14 protein-coding genes and 1 tRNA gene are annotated in these 20,308 nt (G+C 62.4%); 7 read left to right on the top strand and 8 right to left on the bottom strand.

What is annotated here, in order from left to right:
- Positions 1-180: 180 nt before the first annotated feature.
- Together PQ467_RS09650 and PQ467_RS09645 are read right to left on the bottom strand one after the other, a co-directional pair.
- Positions 181-1,623 (bottom strand): DEAD/DEAH box helicase, encoded by a 1,443-nt coding sequence (locus tag PQ467_RS09650; RefSeq protein WP_274173227.1) that lies wholly within the window; start codon positions 1,621-1,623, stop codon positions 181-183.
- Between the two features lie 147 nt (positions 1,624-1,770).
- On the bottom strand, positions 1,771-2,346 hold the full coding sequence (locus tag PQ467_RS09645; RefSeq protein ID WP_274173226.1) for a hypothetical protein: 576 nt from the start codon (positions 2,344-2,346) through the stop codon (positions 1,771-1,773).
- A 179-nt stretch (positions 2,347-2,525) separates the two neighbouring features.
- On the opposite strand from PQ467_RS09645, the gene PQ467_RS09640 reads away from it, so the two are divergent.
- Positions 2,526-3,956 carry an FAD-binding oxidoreductase gene (locus PQ467_RS09640; RefSeq protein WP_274173225.1) on the top strand — a complete coding sequence of 477 codons (1,431 nt, stop codon included), beginning with the start codon at positions 2,526-2,528 and terminating at the stop codon, positions 3,954-3,956.
- A gap of 104 nt (positions 3,957-4,060) precedes the next feature.
- Positions 4,061-4,846 (top strand): SapC family protein, encoded by a 786-nt coding sequence (locus tag PQ467_RS09635; RefSeq protein WP_274173224.1) that lies wholly within the window; start codon positions 4,061-4,063, stop codon positions 4,844-4,846.
- A gap of 317 nt (positions 4,847-5,163) precedes the next feature.
- Here PQ467_RS09635 and PQ467_RS09630 read toward each other — a convergent pair whose 3' ends face one another.
- Positions 5,164-6,117 (bottom strand): N-formylglutamate amidohydrolase, encoded by a 954-nt coding sequence (locus PQ467_RS09630; protein WP_274173223.1) that lies wholly within the window; start codon positions 6,115-6,117, stop codon positions 5,164-5,166.
- Positions 6,118-6,263: 146 nt separating this feature from the next.
- Here PQ467_RS09630 and cpdR point away from each other — a divergent pair, with 146 nt between their 5' ends.
- From cpdR to PQ467_RS09615, 3 genes are all read left to right on the top strand, one after another.
- On the top strand, positions 6,264-6,638 hold the full coding sequence (gene cpdR, locus PQ467_RS09625) for a cell cycle two-component system response regulator CpdR (RefSeq protein ID WP_274173222.1): 375 nt from the start codon (positions 6,264-6,266) through the stop codon (positions 6,636-6,638).
- 128 nt (positions 6,639-6,766) lie between these two features.
- A tRNA-Val gene (locus PQ467_RS09620) sits at positions 6,767-6,841 on the top strand.
- Positions 6,842-7,011: 170 nt separating this feature from the next.
- On the top strand, positions 7,012-8,487 hold the full coding sequence (locus PQ467_RS09615) for an oligosaccharide flippase family protein (RefSeq protein ID WP_274173221.1): 1,476 nt from the start codon (positions 7,012-7,014) through the stop codon (positions 8,485-8,487).
- On the opposite strand, the gene PQ467_RS09610 is transcribed toward PQ467_RS09615, so the two are convergent.
- Entirely contained in the window at positions 8,464-9,381 is a 918-nt protein-coding gene (locus PQ467_RS09610) for a glycosyltransferase (RefSeq protein WP_274173220.1), read from the bottom strand. The two genes, PQ467_RS09615 and PQ467_RS09610, sit on opposite strands and share 24 nt — an antisense overlap.
- A gap of 238 nt (positions 9,382-9,619) precedes the next feature.
- Between PQ467_RS09610 and PQ467_RS09605 the strand changes: the two genes are divergently transcribed.
- Positions 9,620-10,843, top strand: a complete 1,224-nt coding sequence (locus PQ467_RS09605) for an NADP-dependent isocitrate dehydrogenase (protein WP_274173219.1) — start codon at positions 9,620-9,622, stop codon at positions 10,841-10,843.
- Between the two features lie 154 nt (positions 10,844-10,997).
- Here the strand turns inward: PQ467_RS09605 and PQ467_RS09600 are convergent, their stop codons facing one another.
- Complete coding sequence (locus tag PQ467_RS09600; RefSeq protein WP_274173218.1) at positions 10,998-11,723, bottom strand: tetratricopeptide repeat protein; 726 nt, start codon at positions 11,721-11,723, stop codon at positions 10,998-11,000.
- A gap of 198 nt (positions 11,724-11,921) precedes the next feature.
- Here PQ467_RS09600 and PQ467_RS09595 point away from each other — a divergent pair, with 198 nt between their 5' ends.
- Complete coding sequence (locus PQ467_RS09595; RefSeq protein WP_274173217.1) at positions 11,922-13,700, top strand: cation:proton antiporter domain-containing protein; 1,779 nt, start codon at positions 11,922-11,924, stop codon at positions 13,698-13,700.
- Positions 13,701-13,829: 129 nt separating this feature from the next.
- Here the strand turns inward: PQ467_RS09595 and alaS are convergent, their stop codons facing one another.
- The 3 genes from alaS to PQ467_RS09580 all read right to left on the bottom strand — a co-directional run bounded on the left by alaS (position 13,830) and on the right by PQ467_RS09580 (position 20,300).
- Positions 13,830-16,478, bottom strand: coding sequence for an alanine--tRNA ligase (gene alaS, locus PQ467_RS09590; RefSeq protein WP_274173216.1), 2,649 nt, complete (start codon positions 16,476-16,478; stop codon positions 13,830-13,832).
- A 190-nt stretch (positions 16,479-16,668) separates the two neighbouring features.
- On the bottom strand, positions 16,669-17,742 hold the full coding sequence (gene recA / locus PQ467_RS09585) for a recombinase RecA (RefSeq protein ID WP_168604563.1): 1,074 nt from the start codon (positions 17,740-17,742) through the stop codon (positions 16,669-16,671).
- A gap of 107 nt (positions 17,743-17,849) precedes the next feature.
- Positions 17,850-20,300: a response regulator gene (locus PQ467_RS09580; protein WP_274173214.1), complete on the bottom strand. Its 2,451-nt coding sequence runs from the start codon at positions 20,298-20,300 to the stop codon at positions 17,850-17,852.
- Positions 20,301-20,308: the final 8 nt, after the last annotated feature.

Genomic DNA, 20,308 nt, shown 5'->3' with positions numbered 1-20,308 from the left:
ATGTGGCGGCGTCCCGCATTCCATGTTTTTGATGCTGAGCGGGTCAGCCCTGATTGCCTTGCGTTTTAGTGCGCCACTTGTGCGACACGCGCGCCATTTAAGGCGCGCTGCATCCGATCTATCTCTTGTGGCTAACCATTTTCGCGCCACAGTGTAGCATCACTGTGGCGCGATAGGCCTTCATCCCAGCGCAGAGACGCCCAGAAATTCAGGGATCGGCCCGTTCCATTCGCCCACCTTGGACGGCGGATCATTGTCGCGCCAGCGACCACGGCCACGTTCTTCATGGCGATTGTCCTGGCGATGCTCGCGACGGGGCGCGCGTTCCTCGCGGGGGCTGCGCTCTTCCTGCTGCGCGCGTTCCTCACGGCGCGGACGCTCTTCGCGGGCCGGTCGTGCTTCTCGTGCGGGGCGTTCTTCGCGCGCGGCGCGGTCCGGCGCCTTGCGGTCGCGCGGCTTGTGCGCGGCCTTCTCCGCCTTTTCCTCGGCCTTTTCGGCCTTGGGGTCGATGTCCAGCTTGATTTCCGGGATCGGCCCGCCGGTCAGTTTTTCGACGTTCTGGATCGCCTCCAGATCGGCGTCGCAATAGATCGTAAATGCGCGACCCGTGGCCCCGCCACGACCGGTGCGGCCGATGCGGTGGACGTAATCATCCGGGTGCCAAGGCGTGTCGAAATTGAAGACATGCGAAACGCCCTTCACGTCCAACCCGCGCGCGGCGACGTCCGAAGCGCACAGGATGTTGATCGAGCCGTCCTTGAACCGGTCCAGTTCGGCAATCCGGCTCGACTGGTCCATGTCACCATGGATTTCGCCTGCCGAAAAACCGTGCCGCTTCAGGCTCTTGGCCAATTCGCGCACGGTGGTCTTCTTGTTGGCAAAGATAATGGCCGTGCTGACATTGTCGTGACGCAAAAGATGGCGCAACACTTCGCGCTTCTGCTTGGGGCCGCATTTGACCTTGTGCTGGGCGATGCTGGTGTTGTTCGAGGCGGGCCGGGCCACCTCGATATATTTCGGGTTGCTCAGGAACCGATCGGCCAGCTTCTTGATCGGCGGCGGCATGGTCGCGCTGAACAAGAGCGTCTGGCGCTGGGCAGGCAGCTTGGAGCAGATCGTCTCAATGTCGGGGATAAAACCCATGTCGAGCATGCGGTCGGCTTCATCGATCACCAGCAGGTTGCAGCCCGTGAGCAGGATCTTGCCCCGCTCGAACAGGTCCATCAACCGGCCCGGTGTGGCGATAAGCACGTCGACGCCCTCGGACAGGGCCTTGACCTGATCGCCCATCTGGACCCCGCCGATCAGCAGCGCCATCTTGAGATCATGGTTCTTGCCATATTTCTCAAAATTCTCGGCCACCTGCGCGGCCAATTCGCGTGTCGGCTCAAGGATCAGGCTGCGCGGCATCAGCGCGCGGCGGCGGCCATGCGCAAGAATGTCGATCATCGGCAGCACGAAACTGGCGGTTTTGCCGGTGCCGGTTTGCGCAATGCCGATAAGGTCGCGCATCATCAGCACGGAGGGGATCGCCTGCGCCTGGATCGGCGTGGGCGTGTCATAGCCGGCAGCGGTAACGCTTTGCAGCAATTCGTCGGAGAGGCCGAGATCGGCGAAACTCATAAGTTTGGGGTGTTTCCGCAAGTGGGGGCGTCCGTCCTACCCGTGGCCGGATGCACAAAACCGCCGCCTTGGCGGACAAGGCGGCGCGGGTATGGGGGCAATAGCGCCAAATAGGGTCGAAAGTCAAGAAAATCGCCGGAAACGGCTCTAGCGGCGCGCCGGAACTTCGACAAGGGCGCGCAAATCGTGGATCTGGCAATTAGCGCCCGAGCGTGCGTGGATCTTGTCTCGTTCGATGCAGATCTGGCCGTCGGCGTTGCGTTCGACGTAAAAACCGGAATAAAAATCATGGGCATGACACGATTTGTCCAGCCCCGCCGTGACCACCCGCGAATCGCGCAGAAAGAACAGCAGACGATTGCGCGGCGCGCTCTGCACACTCACGATCGAGGCGGCGGGCAGGCATTTGCCCATATTGCGCTCCTCCAGCCGCGTGGGCCGGTCATTCTCCTCGTTTTCTATCACATAGACCGGCGAGGGCATCGGCGGGCCGGGCGAAATACGGATCGAGAATTGCTGCTGGATCCGCACCTGCTGATAATCATCATCCAGATCAAGGCCGGGAATTTGCACAGCATGCCAGACTTTCTCGCCGGTATCGACCAGCGAGGCGGCGACCGCAGGAGATTCGCCGTGGATCAGCGCGCCAAGCCCGACAGCGACCGCCCCTGCCCCAAGCAGATAGCGCCCACAAGGCAGGCCAGCGCCAAGAACACGCCGCAAAAATATCGGAAAGCGAAGCCTGACCATATGTTTGCAAGGTTTGATCCTCCCATTCGGCAGGCCAAACGCGTAACCCTCATGTCTGTTTGATGGAGTTGTGACATAATCACATTTGTTTGAACAGCCGCTTAACCTTCACCTTCTGGTCGCCAGGCAGGGTCTGTGGCATAGGGCGGGCCATGACACAGACCGACAGCTTTCTCGCCGCCGCCGCTGCCCTGCTTGGCCCGCGCGGATTGACGTGTGATCCTGACCTTCTGGCGCCATGGCTGACCGATTGGCGCGGGCGCTATACGGGCGCGGCCATGGGGCTCGCCTCGCCGGCCGACAGCGCAGAGCTGGCCAGGCTGATGGCGCTGGCGGGCGAGCACAATGTGACGCTGGTGCCGCAGGGGGGCAATTCTGGCATGAGCGGCGGGGCAACACCCGATGCCAGCGGGGCTTCGTTGCTGGTTTCGCTGCGACGGATGAATGCCATCGGCCCGATTGACCTTGAAAATCGCCGCGTGACCTGCGGGGCGGGCGTCGTGCTGCAAAATCTGCATGAGGCTGCCGAGGCGGTGGGCCTGCGCTTCCCCCTGACGCTGGGCGGCAAGGGTTCGGCAACGGTGGGCGGGCTGATTTCAACCAATGCGGGCGGAACCCAGGTTTTGCGCCACGGCAATATGCGCGCGCAGGTGCTGGGGCTGGAGGCGGTGCTGGCCGATGGCTCGATCTATTCCGCGCTGACGCCGCTGAAGAAAGACAATCGCGGTTTTGACCTGAAGCAGCTTTTCATCGGGTCCGAAGGCACGCTGGGCATTATTACGGCGGCCACGCTCAAGCTGGAACCGGCGCTGGCCGAGCGGCGCGTGATCTGGGCCGGGGTGGAGAGCATTCAGGCGGCGCGCGCGCTGCTGCTCCATGCTGAAAAGGCCGTGGGCGAGGCGCTGGAAGGCTTTGAGGTGATACCCCACCCCAGCCTTGAGGCGGTGTTCGATTATGCGCCCGATATGCGCTCCCCGCTGGAGGGCGCGCATGAATGGTACGCGCTGATCGAGGTTGTGGCCGATGCGGCGGATGCGCCGACACTGGGCGAGCGGGTCGAGGCGATGCTGGCCGAGGCGTTTGAGGCGGGGCTGTTGCAGGATGCGGCGATCGCCAACAGCGAATCGCAGGCCGAGGCCTTTTGGGGCCTGCGCGAAACGGTGCCCATGGCTGAGCGCAGCAAGGGACCGGCGATGCAGCACGATATATCCGTTCCGGTGGAAAAAATGCCTGACTTTATCACCGACGCCATCGCGCGCGTCGAGGCAGCCTATCCGGGCACGCATGCGGTGGCTTTTGGGCATTTGGGCGATGGGAATGTGCATTTCCACGTAATCTCGCCGAAGGGCAGCGAACGCGCCGCATGGGAGGCCTCGGACGGCAAGGCGATCAGCCGTTTTGTCCACGATCTGGTCACGCAATGGGGCGGTTCGCTCAGCGCCGAACATGGCATCGGGCAAATGAAAGTCGGAGAATTACAGCGCCTTGGCGATCCGGCCTCGCTGGGCCTGATGCGCGCGGTGAAATCCGCGTTGGACCCCAAAGGATTGCTTAACCCCGGAAAGCTATTGCCCTTGGAATGAAACCGTGCAGGGTGACTTGCCTTGGGCAAAACCGCGCCCTATGGCCTGTAACTTGAATTTTGACCTAGTGGGGCCACTATTGCCCCAGTTTTCGGAGAGACCTCATGGCCAGCGCGCCGCAGAACGCCAACCTGCCGCTGTTCTACAACGACCTCGTTCCGCTCAACAGCCGGGACCACGCCAATTTCAAGAGCCAGAGCACCGACAAGGCGACCTGGTTGATTGGCCAGCATGCCGTTCCGCTGACGGTTGAGGAATTCCCGCAGGCCGCGCGCCATTTCCCCATCGTGTTCTCCAGCGGCGATCAGCCGGTTCCGCTGGCGCTGATGGGCCTGAACGAAGGCGTGAACGTTTTCGTCGACGCCGAGGGCAAGCTGACCTCGGACGTCTATGTCCCGGCCTATGTCCGCCGCTATCCCTTCATGCTGGCCCGCCTGACGCCCGACGCGCAGGAACTCTCGCTCTGCTTTGACCCCACCACCAACCTGCTGGGTGAAGAAGTTGACGGCGCGGCCCTGTTCGATGGCGAGGCGCCCAGCGAAGCCACCAAGAACATGCTGCAGTTCTGCGAAAACTTTGAAGAAGCCGGCATGCGCACCGCCGCTTTTGTCGAAGAACTCAAGAAGCACAACCTGCTGATGGAAGGCGAAGTCGGCATCCAGCAGGAAGGCAATGATCAGCCTTTCGTGTATCGTGGCTTCCAGATGGTCGATCAGGCCAAGCTGCGCGAAATTCGCGGCGATGTTCTGCGCGGCTGGAACCAGTCGGGCCTGCTGCCGCTGCTGTTCGCCCATCTCTTCAGCCTTGACCTGCTGCGCGAGATCTTTGCCCGCCAGGTTCAGCTCGGCGTTGGCCCGGTGGTCCTGCCGCAGGTGGCCCCGGTCGCCTGAACGCGTGATGCGCCTTAATGCGTAATGTCGCGGAGCATCGCGAGCCGTGATGAAAACAGACCCCGCCCGGCTCAGCGTCAGGCGGGGTCTAGTTTTTACCAAAAAGGATAAAATTCAACTCGTCGCATTTTTCTCTCCGAGTGATGCATTTTATCACTAAACGCTTGCAGCGGCCAAAATGTCAGGGTAATACACAGTCATCCGGTTGGCGCTTCCCTCATGGCCCGACTGGATTGGTGCGGCTTCGGTCGCACTTCCTCCCTGAACCTTGGCCACCTCGCGCATCGCGCGGGGTGGTTTTTTATGTGTCGCTTTGATTATTCGGCCGCCTCCGGCCATGCCTCGCCCGAACGGCGCCCGCCCATAGCGGCAACCTGCGCCCCCAGCGCCGTTACCAGCCCCGACAAGAGCGCCACCATCCCGTCGAAGCCCGGCCCGATGCCGATCAATGATGAGTCGAGATAGGCGGCCCGATCCACCTCCAATTGCATCGCATGCACACCCCGGCGCGGCGCGGCATGATGGTCCAACGCGAAACCGCCGGCATAGGGCCGGTTATGCGCTGCGGGCACACCTTTGGCCGCGAAATGAGAAAAGGTCCGCGCCACCAGTTCGCCATGACAACTGGCGCCAAACCGGTCGCCCACGACAATCGTGGCCGCCTCCTGACCGATCACGCGCGGCAGGGGCGGCATCGAGTGGAGGTCGATCAGCAACACTGCCCCCCAACGCGCGCGCTCCTGCGCCACCAGATCGGCCAGAGCCGCATGATACGGCCGGTGAATGCCCTCGATGCGCGCCTCGACCTCGGCCCGGGACAGACGCCCGCGCCAGATTTCGCCCATGCCGGGCAAGCGGCGCGGCACCAGACCCAGCCCGCTGCGCGCGCGCCCGTTGGCAGGCCCCGGCCCCGGCGCCGCAAGGCCGAGCATATCCCAATCCACATCATCATCGGCGCGGTTCAGATCCAGCATCGCGCGCGGCGCGTGGGCCAGCATCAAGCCCGCTCCGCTCTCACGCGCCAGCACCAGCGCCAATTGATCGACCAGCCGATCCTCCAGCCGCAGCGCCGCAATGTCAGGATAACGCATCCGCGCCAGCACATCAGCGGGATAGCGCCGCCCACCATGGGGCGCGGCGATCACCACCGGCAAACGCGAGACCGCAGGCGAGAAAATGGAAAAGGCCGGCTCCCCAAGGCCGGGGATCACACCGCCCTCTCGGCGGATCACACCCTGCGAATCGCACAGTTCAGACCGAAATTCATCCATCGGCCAACAGTGCTTATTTCTCCGCCGCGTGTCAAAGTTAGCACCTTGGCGCGGGGGTGTTTCAAATCAGGTCATGCCCGAAATGGCGCGAGAAATCCGTCTCGCGGCGCGCTATAAGCGGGGCAACGATAAAGAGAGACAACGCCATGATCCGAATCCTGCTTGCCGAAGACGAAGCCGCCATGCGCACCTATCTGGCCCGCGCGCTGGAGAACGCAGGGTATGACGTTGTGGCAGTGGATCGCGGCACGGCGGCCCTGCCCTATCTGGAGCGGGAGCATTTCGACCTCTTGCTGTCCGACATCGTGATGCCCGAAATGGACGGCATCGAACTGGCCCAGCGCTGCGCCGAAATCAGCCCCGACACCAAAGTGATCTTCATCACCGGCTTTGCCGCCGTCACGCTCAAGGCAAGCCGCGAGGCGCCCCAGGCCAAGGTGCTGTCCAAGCCCTTCCACCTGCGCGATCTGGTGGCCGAAGTGCAGCGCGTGTTTGGCCAGCCCAGCCAAATCAGCGTCTAAACAGACCCTTACGCAAAAAATTTGCAATATTTCGCATTAGCCTCTTGCGCTAATCGAAGAGCCCCGTTAGAGGCCGCATCACACCCGGCGGACGCCAACAACGCCAACCGGGATGTATTTGAAAGTGTGGGCGTATAGCTCAGTGGTAGAGCACTGTGTTGACATCGCAGGGGTCGGAAGTTCAATCCTTCCTACGCCCACCATTCAAAACCCGCCCAAAAAACCCGCCGTGCCGCAAGGCTGGCGGGTTTTCTGATTTTGGCGCCGGTTGCGCAAAAGGCCGGGGTTTTCGGGGTAAATCTTTACCTCTGAAGGCTAGAGCTGAAGCCATGATCTCTCCTCTGCCCTGCATTCCGGTCGATTGCTGAGCCCCATGTCGATTCGCGCATCCATCGCATGGTCCATGGCCACGCAATATCTGGCCTTTGTCATCCAGTTTGCGGTCAGCGTCATCATTTCGCGGCTCTATCTCAGCCCGACGGAATTCGGCGTTTATTCGGTGGCGCTGGCGGCCTCGATGCTTGTGGCCATGTTTCAGGACGCCGGGATTACGCGCTTTGTTTCGGGTCAACAGGCGATGGATCCGGCCCATGTGCGCGATTATGCGGGCGTTGCCGTCTCGATCGCTTGCGGCGTGGCCGTGGTGCTGGGCGCGCTGGCGCCGGTCATCAGCCACATCTATCATAACACCACCCTGATCGGGCTGACGCTGATTATTGCGGCGGCCAGTTTCATCAGTCCCTTTGCGCTGATCCCGGTGGGCCTGCTGACGCGCGAGATGAATTTTCGCGCGCTGTTTTTTGCCAATATCATCAGCGCCTTGTCGGGCGGTTTGCTCAGCATCTATTTGGCGGCGCATGGGTTTGGTCCGGCCTCGATGGCATGGGGCCTGCTGCTGTCGGCGATTTTGCGCACAGGGATCGTCATGCGGTTTCGCCCGGTGGTGCCGCGTTTTCCGCGCGATTGGGCCACTGCGCGCCCGCTGCTCTCTTTCAGCGCCAATTCCTTTTTCATCAGCGCCAGCGGGGCCATCGGCATGCGCACGCAGGATCTGATCGTTGCGCGGCTGCTGGGCGTCACCGCGACCGGCCTGTTCAGCCGCGCCACTGCGCTTTCGGCCCAGCTTTCAACGCTGGTGACCAGCGGTCTAACCTCGGTGTTCTATCCCGCCTTTGCGCGCAAACGCGATGCGGGCGATCCGCTGGGGCCTTCCTATCTGCATCTGACCGCCTGCAATACGGCGGTGAATTGGGCGGCAATGGTCGGCCTCGGGCTGGCCGCAGGGCCGCTGGTGCATTTGCTTTATGGGCCGAAATGGGCGGGCGTGGCCGTGCTGCTCAAATGGACGGCGCTGTCGGAAACGCTGTTTGTCGCCGTGCCGTTGCAGATGGATGTGCCGATCCTGCTGGGGCGCATTCGCACGCTGATCTGGGTGAACTGGATCGACACGGCGATCATCATCGGCTGCCTCACCTTGGCCTGCTTTATCGGGGTCGAGGCCGCCGCGGCCAGTCGTATCGTCTATGGCCTGCTGTGGGTCGCGATTTACGGTGTGTTCCTGGCGCGGCTGATGCATTTCCGCTTTGTTGATCTGGTCAATATCTACTGGCGCAGCGCGGTGGCAGCCTATGGTGCGGGCATTCCGCTGATCATCGCGCAGGACTGGCTGGGCATGGGCGCGGGCGATATTGGCTGGGGCCTGCTGATCGCTCTGTCGGTGGCGGGCATTCCGTGCTGGCTGGCCTGTCTGTTTCTGGTGCGCCATCCCGCCACGATCGAGATCCGCACCGTCGCCGCGCGGGTTTACGCGATGACCATGGCGCGCTTAGGCCGCCGCTCGGCGGCCTAAGCAAGTGGCGGCATAGCTGGCCGCCACGCGCAGTTCCAATTCATCGCGGAACAATTCGGCCGAGGTCCCCGCCCCCATCAACCGCCGCGCCGCGCAGCCCGCAATCTTGCGCCAATACCAGCGCTGGGCCAGCATGTTGGGCCGCGAGAGCAGCGTATCGCAGGTGGCCAGATCGCGCCCTTCGCGCCGCGCCCATTGGCGAAAGTAGGCCCGGTTGACCCGCGCCTCCTGCAACAGGTGCGTCACGCCGAAATCGGGGCAGTAGAACCCCCGCTTGCCCTGATCGGTCAGCCATTGGTTGAGCCAGCGGTCCTCGGCGGTGTTGAAGCAATCGGGATAAGGCCCGAACTCCTCAAAGATTTTTGCCCGCAGCGCGCAATTGCCCTGCGTCAGCATGCCGTGAAAGCCGGGGCCAAACTGGCGGCGCTGCGCCCCATGGTCGATGAAACCCAGAGCGCCGTTAAAACCTGCGGGCAACCATTCGGGCAGAGAACTGCCTTCGGGGAACAGCACGGGGCCGGCAATATAGTCGGTATCGGGATCGGCAAATTCGCGCGCAATGGCTTGCAGCCAGCCCGGCACGATGCGTTCATCATCGTCAAAGCAGGCGACAATCTGGCCGCGCACATGCGCCAATGCGGCATTGAGCGCGTGCTGGGGGCCGGGGCGCGCTTCATAAAGCGGCACCAGCGCCTCGCCATGGCGCGCCTGCAGATCGGCCAGCACCGCCTGCGTATTATCCGACGAAGCATTGTCGACCACCAGCAGCCGCGCCTTGACCCCGCGCGCATCGGCGGCAAAAAACGACGCCACTGCATCGGGCAGCATCGCCGCGCGATTATGCGTGCGCAGGATGACGTCAACTTCAAGGGCCGGGGATTGGGCGGCGGACATGCAAAGCTCCTTATCGGAGCGTCAGGCCTGCGCTCCGGCCAGTTTACCCTAGAGCGGCAGCGTTAAAATAGCCTTGCCCGCGGGCAAAGGGTGCGGGGACCGGTGGATATTTGCTATGACTTCGCAATATCAAAAACTATCTTTCGCCGCGCCGCCCAATGCGAAAACCCGCCCTTGCGCGGCGGAAATCCTATGCTAGGGGGAATGCAAGCCACTCCACCCCAGGGAACAAAAGCACATGGCAAAAATCAAGGTAGCCAACCCCGTTGTCGAGATCGACGGCGATGAAATGACCAAGATCATTTGGCAGTGGATCCGTGAACGACTGATCCTGCCCTATCTGGACATCGACCTGAAGTATTACGACCTGTCGGTGGAAAACCGCGACGCGACCAACGACCAGGTGACGGTCGATTCGGCCAACGCGATCCGCGAATATGGCGTCGGCGTAAAGTGCGCCACCATCACCCCCGACGAAGCCCGCGTCGAAGAATTCAACCTCAAGGAAATGTGGAAGAGCCCCAACGGCACGATCCGCAACATCCTTGGCGGCGTTGTGTTCCGCGAGCCCATCGTGATCTCGAATGTGCCCCGCCTGGTGCCGGGCTGGACCGACCCCATCGTGGTTGGCCGTCACGCCTTTGGTGACCAGTATCGCGCCACCGACTTCCTCGTCCCCGGTCCCGGCCGCCTGCGCCTCGTGTTCGAAGGCGACGATGGTCAGGTGATCGACCGCGAAGTGTTCAAGTTCCCTTCGTCGGGCGTCGCCATGTCGATGTACAACCTCGACGATTCGATCCGCGACTTTGCGCGCGCTTCGTTCAACTACGGCCTGTCGCTGGGCTGGCCGGTGTATCTGTCGACCAAGAACACCATCATCAAGAAGTATGACGGTCGCTTCAAGGACCTGTTCGCCGAAGTCTTCGCCACCGAAGGTTTCGCCGAAAAGTTCAAGGATGCCGGCATCCACTACGAACACCGCCTGATCGACGACATGGTGGCCTCGGCCCTCAAGTGGTCGGGCAAGTTCGTCTGGGCGTGCAAGAACTATGACGGCGACGTGCAGTCGGACACCGTTGCGCAGGGCTTTGGCTCGCTCGGCCTGATGACCTCGGTTCTGATGTCGCCCGACGGCAAGACGGTTGAAGCCGAAGCGGCCCACGGCACCGTGACCCGTCACTATCGCCAGCACCAGCAGGGCAAGGCGACCTCGACCAACCCGATCGCCTCGATCTTCGCTTGGACGCGCGGCCTGATCTATCGCGGCCGTTTCGACAACACCCCCGAAGTGGTGAAGTTCGCCCAGACGCTGGAACGCGTCTGCATCGAAACCGTCGAAAGCGGCAAGATGACCAAGGACCTCGCGCTGCTCATCGGCCCCGAACAGGGCTGGCTGACGACCGAAGCGTTCTTCGAAGCCATCGTGCAGAACCTCGAAGCCGAAATGGCCAAGGGCGAGTAATCGCTCCTCGGTCTATCGACATAGAAAAGAGAGGCTCGGGAAACCGGGCCTCTTCTTTTTTGCGCGCGCTACGCGGATGCCGGGCAAAATAAAAAGGACGCCTGCGTGAACAGGCGCCCTTCAGCTTCCCCCCTGAAAGAGGGTCATTAGGGTCTTAGCCGCCCTTCTGTTCTGATGCCGCCCGTTTGCGAGCGATATATTGCAGTTCACCCAGCGCGATCTTGTTTTGCGGATCATCGCTCAGGCTGTCCCGATAGGCTTTCTCCCCACCTTCGAGATCACCCTTGTCCACCAAGAGATTGCCAATGCCGCGCAGCGCCGCCGCGCGATACTTCTGCTGCCCCGGCGCCGAAGCCAATTCGGCGGCGTGGCGATAGGTTTCCATCGCGCCCGCCTTGTCGCCGCTGGCGCGATAGGCATAGGCCAGTTCAACAAAGTAACGCGGGTAATCCGGCGAGAGCTGGGTCAATTGCTCCAGCGCCTCAACCGCATCAGCTCGACGACCCAGTTCAGTGAACGCAAAGGCACGCAGATAAAGCGCATCGCACAAATCGGCATCAAGCACGCGCACGCCGCGCGCGGCCGATCCGTCATGCTGACAATAGGGCCGTGCCCCACTCTTGGCTGCCGATCTCAACTTGCCCATCGCCGGTTCCAGCAGGGCGAGCGCATCAGCAGAGCGGCCCGAACGCATGAGATCCATGGCCGCCGCCACCGGCGAAAGCGCCATCGACGTGGCGGGCGTTTCCACCTGAACCGCGGCCGCCATCGTGACCGGCGAGGCCAGATCGGCGGCATACGCAGGAACGGCGAGCACGCCAGCGGCCGAAACCGCATATCCCGCCAACAGCAACCAAATCCGCTTACCGGTGTTACGCATCCAATAAACCCCAAACTTCTTTTCGTTGCGAGCAGGCTAACCGATTCGCCCCAACCGGCAAAGCGAAAAATGCAATGGATGTTGCATTCTTTGCAACCGACTGTGGTTTTATGACTAAGTCATGACAAAACAGCCACAATCCGTGTCTATACCCGATCGAGCCGTGACATGGCGCGCCCCATGGCCTAGCCTGCACTTATGGCTCATGTTTCTTTCTCTCCCTCCACGCCGCTGGGCGATGCGCTGGTCATTCTGGGCGCAGCGGGCATCGTTATCCCGGTCTTTGCCCGTTTTCGCATCACGCCGGTGATCGGTTTCATTCTGGTCGGCCTGCTGGTCGGCCCCTATGGCCTTGGTCGCCACGTCTCCGAGGTTCCATGGCTGGCCTTTGTCACGATCACCGATGCGCAGGCTTTGGCGCCTTTTGCCGAATTCGGGATCATCCTGCTGCTGTTCTCCGTCGGATTGGAACTGTCGTTTGATCGCCTCTGGGCGATGCGCAAACAGGTCCTGGGGCTGGGCGCGGCCGAACTGTTGCTGGCGGCGCTGGTGTTGGGCGTTGGCCTCAAGCTGATGGGGCAAGGCGCGGCGGGAGCGATTGGATTGGGCTTTGCGCTCTCCATGTCCTCCACGGCGCTGGTGCTGCCGATCGCGGGATCGACCACGCCGGTCGGCCGCGCGGCGCTGGCCATGCTGCTGTTTGAAGATCTGGCGCTGGTGCCGATCATCTTTCTGCTGGGCGCGCTGGCCCCGCGTGCCGAGGGCGCGGGCTGGATGGAACTGGCCCAGACGCTGGGTTATGGCGCGCTGGTGGTGGCTGTGCTGATGGTGTTCGGCCGCTACCTGCTGCCCCATTTGTTTGCGCAGGCGGCGCGGACCAAAAGCCCCGAGCTGTTTCTTTCTGCCAGCCTGCTCGTCGTGATCGTCGCGGCGCTGGCCACGGCGGGCGTCGGCCTCTCGCCGATCGTCGGCGCGCTGATCGCGGGCCTGCTGATCGCGGAAACCGAATATCACACCGAGGTCGAAGGTATCACGGCGCCGTTCAAAGGCTTGGCGCTGGGCGTTTTTCTGATCACGGTCGGCATGAGCATCGACCTTGCCGCCGTTGCCCAAAACTGGGTGGCAATCATCGCGGCGACGACGGGCGTGGTCGTGGTCAAAGCTGTGGTGACGGCAGGCATCCTGCGTCTGACAGGCGCCAGACGCGGCGTGGCGACCGAGGCGGGCATCCTGATGTCCAGCCCTTCGGAAACCACGTTGATCGTGCTGGCAACGGCCAGCGGCGCTTCGCTGATCGCCCCTTCAACCGCGCAATTCTGGCAGACTGTGACCGCGCTTGGTTTGACGGTCACGCCGTTGTTGGCATGGGCCGGGCGACGGCTTGCGCGCAGGGTGGATGCGGCCGCCCATCAGGCCCAAAGTCTGGACGCGGAAACCGCGCCGCACACGGTCATCATCGGGTTTGGTCGCGTTGGCCAGATCGTGGCGGATATGCTCAAGATCCATGACAAACCCTATATGGGCGTCGATTCCGACCCGGACCTGATCGCGACCGCCACCCGCCAGGGCTATCGCGCCACTTTTGGCGAAGCGTCATCGAGCCATATGCTCGAACGGCTTAGCCTTGATCGCGCCAATTGCGTGATCCTGACCATGGACGAGCCGCGCACCGCGCAGCGTCTGGTCAAAAAATTGCGCGCTCAATATCCCGATCTGCCGATACTGGCCCGCGCACGCGATACGATCCACGCCGCCGCCATGTATCGCGCCGGTGCCACCCATGCGATCCCCGAAACCTTGGAGGCAACCTTGCAATTGTCCGAGGCCGTTCTGGTCGAACTGGGCGTGCCGATGGGCTTTGTGATCGCCTCAATCCACGAAAAGCGCGACGAATATCGCGAAACCATCATGCATGACGGGGGCCTCAGCGAGAAGCCCAAGCTGAAAAGCAGCAGTATGCGCGAACGGACGGGGTAATTCCCCTCCGCCCCTCGATGCGGATGCGCAATTATGCATTGATAGGCACATTGCGGTTATAACTTGCAGAAACAAAAGGGCCGCCGCAGCGAACACTGCGACGGCCCTTTTTATTGAACATCGGAGACTTCAGCCCGCGATCACAGCCTTGACCGCCGCAATCGCCTCGGCTGCCTTGGAGCCGTCCGGCCCGCCGCCCTGCGCCATATCCGGACGGCCGCCGCCGCCCTTGCCGCCCAGCGCTGCTACGCCCGCACGCACCAGATCTACCGCGCTGACCGTGGCGGTAAGGTCTTCGGTAACCGCAGCCGCAATCGCGCCTTTGCCATCATTGACGGCCACGATCACCGCAACACCGCTGCCCATCCGCTGCTTGGCGGCATCAAGCAATCCGCGCAGTTCCTTGGCGTCAAGCCCGTCGATCACCTGACCGCTGAAGGTGACGCCGTTGAGGCTTTCATCCGCAGCCTGCGCCGCCGCACCGCCGCCGCCCAAAGCCAGCGCCTTCTTGGCCTCAGCCAACTCGCGCTCAAGCTTCTTGCGTTCATCGAGCAGGGCAACCACGCGGGCCTCGACCTCATCAGGGGTGGTGCGCAGCGCCGAAGCGGCAGCCTTCAACTGCTCTTCGCGATTGACGAGCCACTGCCTTGCGCCCTCGCCAGTCAGCGCCTCAATACGGCGCACGCCGCTCGACACCGCGCTCTCGCTGACAATACGCAGGACGCCAATATCGCCCAGCGCCCGCACATGCGTACCGCCGCAAAGCTCGACCGAGAAATTCTTGCCATCGGCCTTGCTGCCCATCGAAAGAACGCGAACTTCCTCGCCATACTTCTCGCCGAACAGCGCCATCGCACCCGCCGAAATTGCGTCCTCCGGGCTCATCAAACGCGTGTTGACGACCTCATTGCCGCGAATTTCCGCATTCACTTCGGCCTCAATCGCGGCAATATCTTCAGGCGTCAGCGCGGTTGGCTGCGAAAAGTCAAAGCGCAGACGTTCTGGCGCCACCAGCGACCCCTTCTGCGTCACATGCGCGCCCAGACGATTGCGCAACGCGGCGTGCAGCAAGTGCGTCGCCGAATGGTTTGCCCGGATGGCATCGCGGCGCGCCACGTCAATCGACAGCACGACCGCATCGCCGACCTTCACCGCACCGCTCTCCACCTTGCCGCCATGCGCATGCAGGCGTCCCAGCGGCTTGGCGGTATCAGCAATGGCGATGATCAGACCATCAGCACCCGTGATCGTTCCGGCATCACCCATCTGGCCGCCGGATTCACCATAAAACGGCGTCTGATTGGTGATGATCGTTACCGCATCGCCCGCGCTGGCGCTCTCGACTTCCTTGCCGTCCTTGACGATGGCAACGATCTGCGCCTCCCCGGTGGTGCTGGTGTAACCGGTGAACTCAGTCGCCCCGATGCGTTCGGCAATGTCGAACCATACTTCGCCGGCAGCCGCCTCGCCGCTGCCCTTCCACGCGGCGCGGGCAGCAGCCTTTTGCTGGGCCATCGCCGTGTCAAAACCGTCCTTGTCGACGCTGATCCCGCGCGAACGCAGCGCGTCCTCGGTCAGGTCGTAAGGGAAACCATAGGTGTCATAAAGCTTGAAAGCGGTTTCGCCCGCCAGCGTGCCGCCCTCACCGAGACCATCGGTTGCTTCATCAAGCAGCTTGAGACCCTTATCAAGGGTCTGGCGGAACTTGGTTTCCTCGCGCTCCAGCACTTCCTGAATCAATGCCTGCGCGCGACCGAGCTCCGGATAAGCCGCGCCCATTTCCGTCACCAGCGACGGAACCAGACGATGCATCAACGGATCCTTCGCGCCCAGCAAATGCGCATGGCGCATAGCCCGGCGCATGATGCGACGCAGAACATAACCGCGTCCTTCATTGCTGGGCAGGACGCCGTCGGCGAGCAAAAAGCTGGTCGAACGCAAATGGTCCGCGATCACGCGATGGCTGGCACGGCTGTCGCCCTCCGCCTTCACACCGGTGAGCGATTCGCTGGCGGCAATCAGCGCCTTGAACGTGTCGATGTCATAATTATCGTGCTCGCCCTGCATCACGGCGGCGATCCGCTCCAGCCCCATGCCAGTGTCGATGCTCGGCTTGGGCAGGTTCAGGCGCGTGCCATCGGCCTGCTGCTCGAACTGCATGAACACGAGATTCCAGATCTCGATGAAGCGGTCGCCATCTTCCTCCGGCGAGCCCGGAGGGCCACCCCAGATGTGATCGCCATGATCGAAAAAGATTTCGCTGCACGGCCCGCAAGGCCCCGTATCGCCCATTGACCAGAAATTGTCGCTTGTCGGAATGCGGATGATGCGATCTTCCGACATACCCGCGATTTTCTGCCACAGACCAAAGGCTTCATCATCGGTATGATAGACCGTGACCAGCAACCGGTCCTTGTCCAGCCCCCATTCCTTGGTCAGCAGAGTCCAGGCATGAGTGATCGCCTGTTCCTTGAAGTAGTCGCCAAAGGAGAAATTCCCCAGCATTTCAAAGAACGTATGGTGACGCGCCGTATAGCCGACATTGTCGAGATCGTTATGCTTGCCGCCTGCGCGCACACATTTCTGGCTGCTCGTGGCACGCGGGATCGCTCGCGTCTCCAATCCCGTAAAGACATTCTTGAACGGGACCATGCCCGCATTCGTGAACATCAAGGTCGGATCGTTATACGGCACGAGCGGCGCGGACGGCACCACATCATGGCCATTCGAGCCAAAGTATTCGAGAAAGGAGCGGCGGATGTCGTTCGTCGAGATCATGGGGCTTGCCGATAAGCTACCAAAGGGCGGCGGACAAGCAGGAAGGCGCAATCAGAGCCATCGTTTTTGCCGAACAGCGCAAGGTTTTGCCCAGTTTCTGCTGATTGTTCCCGCCGACATCGAAAAATTTCGGGGCGCGAGAGAGAATTTCTCCCGCGCCCCGCCCAATTTCAACCTTCAATCCAAGGAATCACGCATCATCCTCGGCCTCGGGCCCGACCATCATCTCACCCGCCAGTCCTTCGGTCTGAGCGCGGATAGCGTTTTCGATGCGGTCACGAATCTCGGGGTGCTCGCGCAGGTAATTCTTCGAATTCTCGCGCCCCTGCCCGATGCGGATCGAATCATAGCTGAACCACGCACCCGACTTCTCGACAATCCCTGCCTTCACGCCCAGATCGAGGATCTCGCCGATCTTGGAAATGCCTTCGCCATACATGATGTCGAATTCGACCTGCTTGAAAGGCGGCGCCACCTTGTTCTTCACCACCTTCACGCGAGTCGCATTGCCCACGATATCGTCGCGATCCTTGATCTGGCCCGTGCGTCGAATGTCGAGACGCACCGAAGCATAGAACTTGAGCGCATTGCCGCCCGTCGTCGTTTCAGGATTGCCGTACATCACGCCGATCTTCATGCGCACCTGGTTGATGAAGATTACCATGCAGCGCGAACGGCTGATCGAGCCGGTCAGCTTGCGCAGCGCCTGGCTCATCAAGCGGGCCTGAAGGCCGACATGGCTGTCGCCCATCTCACCCTCGATTTCGGCACGCGGCACCAACGCCGCCACCGAGTCGACCACCAGCACGTCAATCGCATTGGAGCGCACCAGCGTATCGACGATTTCCAACGCCTGCTCGCCCGTATCAGGCTGCGAGACGATCAGATTGTCGATATCGACGCCCAGTTTCTTGGCATAGACCGGATCGAGCGCATGCTCTGCGTCCACAAAGGCCGCCGTGCCGCCGCCCTTTTGCGCCTCGGCAATCGCGTGCAATGCCAGCGTGGTTTTGCCCGAGCTTTCCGGGCCATAAATTTCGACGATACGTCCGCGCGGCAAACCGCCAATCCCCAGAGCAATATCAAGGCCCAGCGATCCGGTGGAAATCGCTTCCACCTGCATGGCTTCCTTGGCCCCCAGACGCATGGCAGATCCCTTGCCAAACGCCCGATCAATTTGTGCCAATGCGGCTTCCAGCGCCTTTTGACGGTCCATGCTGTCCTTGTCCTTGCCTTCCTGAATCAGCTTGAGTTGAGCTGCCACGTGCCGTCTCCTTGCTAAGGCGCTGTTGCCAAAGGTCAACACGGCATTATGTATTCCATTTGTTCTATGAGAACAAGGGCGGAACAAAATTATTCCTACCGCCTCATTCAACCCTGCTTCCCCGCCCTTTTGGCCAAGACCCCCGCCACTTTTCCGGCAATCTGGCTTACGGAAAAAGGCTTAGGTATGAAATACATATTCACTATATCAATCTCGCGCCGCAGCTGTTCCTCGGCATAGCCCGACATGAACAGCACCGGCATATCCGGCTCGATGGCACGAATGGCGCGCGCCATGGCGGGTCCGTCCATCACCGGCATCACCACATCGGAAACCACCAGATCGAACATCCCCGTGCCCGAATCGCGCCGGGCCATCACCGCCTCGACGCCCTCTTCGCCATCGCTGGCCGTCGTCACCTGATAACCGGCCCGGCTCAGCGCGCGCTCGGCCACCACGCGCACCGCATCCTCATCCTCGACCAGCAGAATGTCGCCGCCGCCCGCCCAGGCCGTGGCCTCCTCCAACGGGCGCGCTGCGGCCTCGACCGCGCCATGATGGACCGGCAGATAGACAGTGAAGCGCGCGCCCGCCGCCACGCCATCCTTTGCCGGAACATTATCGGCAAAAATAAAGCCGCCTGATTGCTTTACAATGCCATAGACCGTCGAAAGCCCCAGCCCCGTGCCGCGCCCCTGCTCCTTGGTTGTGAAAAACGGCTCCCAGATCTTGCCCAGAATCTCGGCCGGAATACCCCCGCCCGTATCGCGCACGACGAGCGCCGTGTAATCGCCAATCGGCAAAATATCACTGCCCATTGCCCGCACGTCGGCCGCCGAAACCCGCCGCGTGGCAAGCAGCAGCGCCCCGCTGCCATCACCGCCCGCTTTGCTCGACGCCTCCTGCATCGCATCGCGCGCGTTGACGACCAGGTTGACGATCACCTGCTCCACCTGCGTCGGGTCGGCCCGCACAGCGCCCAGATCGCGGTCATGGCTGACCTCCAAGCGGATCTTCTCGCCGATCAAACGGCGCAGCATTTGGGTAATATCCGAAACAATGTCAGGCAGTTGCAGCACCTGCGGCCGCAAGGTCTGCTGGCGGCTGAAGGCCAGCAACTGCCGCGTCAGGCTGGCCGCGCGGTTCGAATTGGCGCGGATCTGCTGAATGTCGTCATAATCGCTGTCGCCCGGCGTATGGCGCAGCAGCATCAGATCGCAGGTGCCGATAATCGCGGTCAGCACATTGTTGAAATCATGCGCAACACCGCCTGCCAATTGACCCACAGCCTGCATCTTGGTCGCCTGCGCCACCTGCCGTTTCAGTCGAGTTTCCTCTGTCGTGTCGGTCAGACCCAACAGCACAGCCGCCTCACCCAGCCCCCGCACGCCCGCAAGGCTGAGCGACACCGGATCCTCCGGCTGCGCGGCCAGACGCACCGCGACATCGCCGCTGGTCGCCGCGCCATAGCCGAACCGGCGCACCGCATCGGCCAGCGCCGCCTTGTCTTCGCGCACCACCAGATCGGTGGGATAGGTGGGCACATCGGCCCCCTCACGCCCTGCCGCACGCATAAACGCCGCATTGGCAAACAGCAGCCGTCCATCGCGATCCGCCATCGCCAGGCCCAGCGGCAATCCGCCCAGCAGCGCCTGCAAATGCGGCACCGCCGCGCTGACCTCACCGCTGCCGCCAAGGCCAACGCCCTGATCGACCAACAGCATCAGCGAAGGGCTTTGCTGCGGATCGGCCAGATCGGCCCCATCGGGATCGACCAAAGGCAAATAGAACAGCGTCAAAGGCACCGACCGCTTGGCATCATGAGCCCAGAAAATTCGGTCCTGCTCATCCTGCGCCAACAGACCAATAAAGGGCTGCGCCTTGAGGGCTCCCTGCGCACCGGACCTATGCGCAAAGACCCGATTGGTGGCGCGGATGGTCCCGTCGGTTTCCACCAAGGCGGCGCAAAAGCCGGCGTGGCCCAGCACAATGCCCAGCTTGCCCGCCAGATGAGCGGCCAGCTCGCTGACCGGATCGGGCGCATCCATGCGATGCAGGCGCCAAATCAGATAGGCCTCCGCCCTGCCCGCCCGCGTGGTGTCTATCTCCCAGACGGTGCCATCGGGCGCTTTCACGCGCTCACGCGCCGCGCCGTCCCGCCATGCCGCCCGCGCCAGATCCTCCAGCGCGCCCGCCTCATCGCCGAAAGGCAAAGCGGGCGGAGCCCAGGCGCCAAATCCCGCCTCAAACGCTGCGTTGGCGCACACCAGACGCCCGGCCCGGTCAACAATCGCCACGGCCGCGTCGCTCTCGATGGCCGCCACCGTCACTGACCAGTCAGGCTCAATCGGCTCGGCATCCTCCACCGCGCCGCTGCGCCGCCCCAGCAATACACCCGCCGCACCCAGCACCAGCGCGCCGCCGACAAAGCCCGCGACCGCGCCTGCCTGCCCCGTGGCCAGCCACACCAGACAAGCGCTGAATGCCAGCGCCGCGCCGACCAGCGACAGCGCCATCGTGCGCGCCCGGCCCTCGCCGCGCTCCTGCTCCCCCGACATTATCATCT

The organism is Novosphingobium sp. KACC 22771 (assembly GCF_028736195.1).
Lineage (GTDB): Bacteria > Pseudomonadota > Alphaproteobacteria > Sphingomonadales > Sphingomonadaceae > Novosphingobium.
Note: the sequence above shows the minus strand (reverse complement) of the source record. Positions and strands in the feature narration are given on the sequence as shown.

Bases quoted from the DNA above. Each gene is read 5' to 3' on its own strand.
- alaS (WP_274173216.1), bottom strand. From the start codon at position 16,478: ATGATCTCGACGAACGACATCCGCCGCTCCTTTCTCGAATACTTTGGC.
- PQ467_RS09650 (WP_274173227.1), bottom strand. From the start codon at position 1,623: ATGAGTTTCGCCGATCTCGGCCTCTCCGACGAATTGCTGCAAAGCGTT.
- PQ467_RS09640 (WP_274173225.1), top strand. From the start codon at position 2,526: ATGACACAGACCGACAGCTTTCTCGCCGCCGCCGCTGCCCTGCTTGGC.
- PQ467_RS09600 (WP_274173218.1), bottom strand. From the start codon at position 11,723: ATGCGTAACACCGGTAAGCGGATTTGGTTGCTGTTGGCGGGATATGCG.
- PQ467_RS09635 (WP_274173224.1), top strand. From the start codon at position 4,061: ATGGCCAGCGCGCCGCAGAACGCCAACCTGCCGCTGTTCTACAACGAC.
- PQ467_RS09610 (WP_274173220.1), bottom strand. From the start codon at position 9,381: ATGTCCGCCGCCCAATCCCCGGCCCTTGAAGTTGACGTCATCCTGCGC.
- PQ467_RS09605 (WP_274173219.1), top strand. From the start codon at position 9,620: ATGGCAAAAATCAAGGTAGCCAACCCCGTTGTCGAGATCGACGGCGAT.
- cpdR (WP_274173222.1), top strand. From the start codon at position 6,264: ATGATCCGAATCCTGCTTGCCGAAGACGAAGCCGCCATGCGCACCTAT.
- PQ467_RS09615 (WP_274173221.1), top strand. From the start codon at position 7,012: ATGTCGATTCGCGCATCCATCGCATGGTCCATGGCCACGCAATATCTG.
- PQ467_RS09595 (WP_274173217.1), top strand. From the start codon at position 11,922: ATGGCTCATGTTTCTTTCTCTCCCTCCACGCCGCTGGGCGATGCGCTG.
- PQ467_RS09630 (WP_274173223.1), bottom strand. From the start codon at position 6,117: ATGGATGAATTTCGGTCTGAACTGTGCGATTCGCAGGGTGTGATCCGC.
- PQ467_RS09580 (WP_274173214.1), bottom strand. From the start codon at position 20,300: ATGTCGGGGGAGCAGGAGCGCGGCGAGGGCCGGGCGCGCACGATGGCG.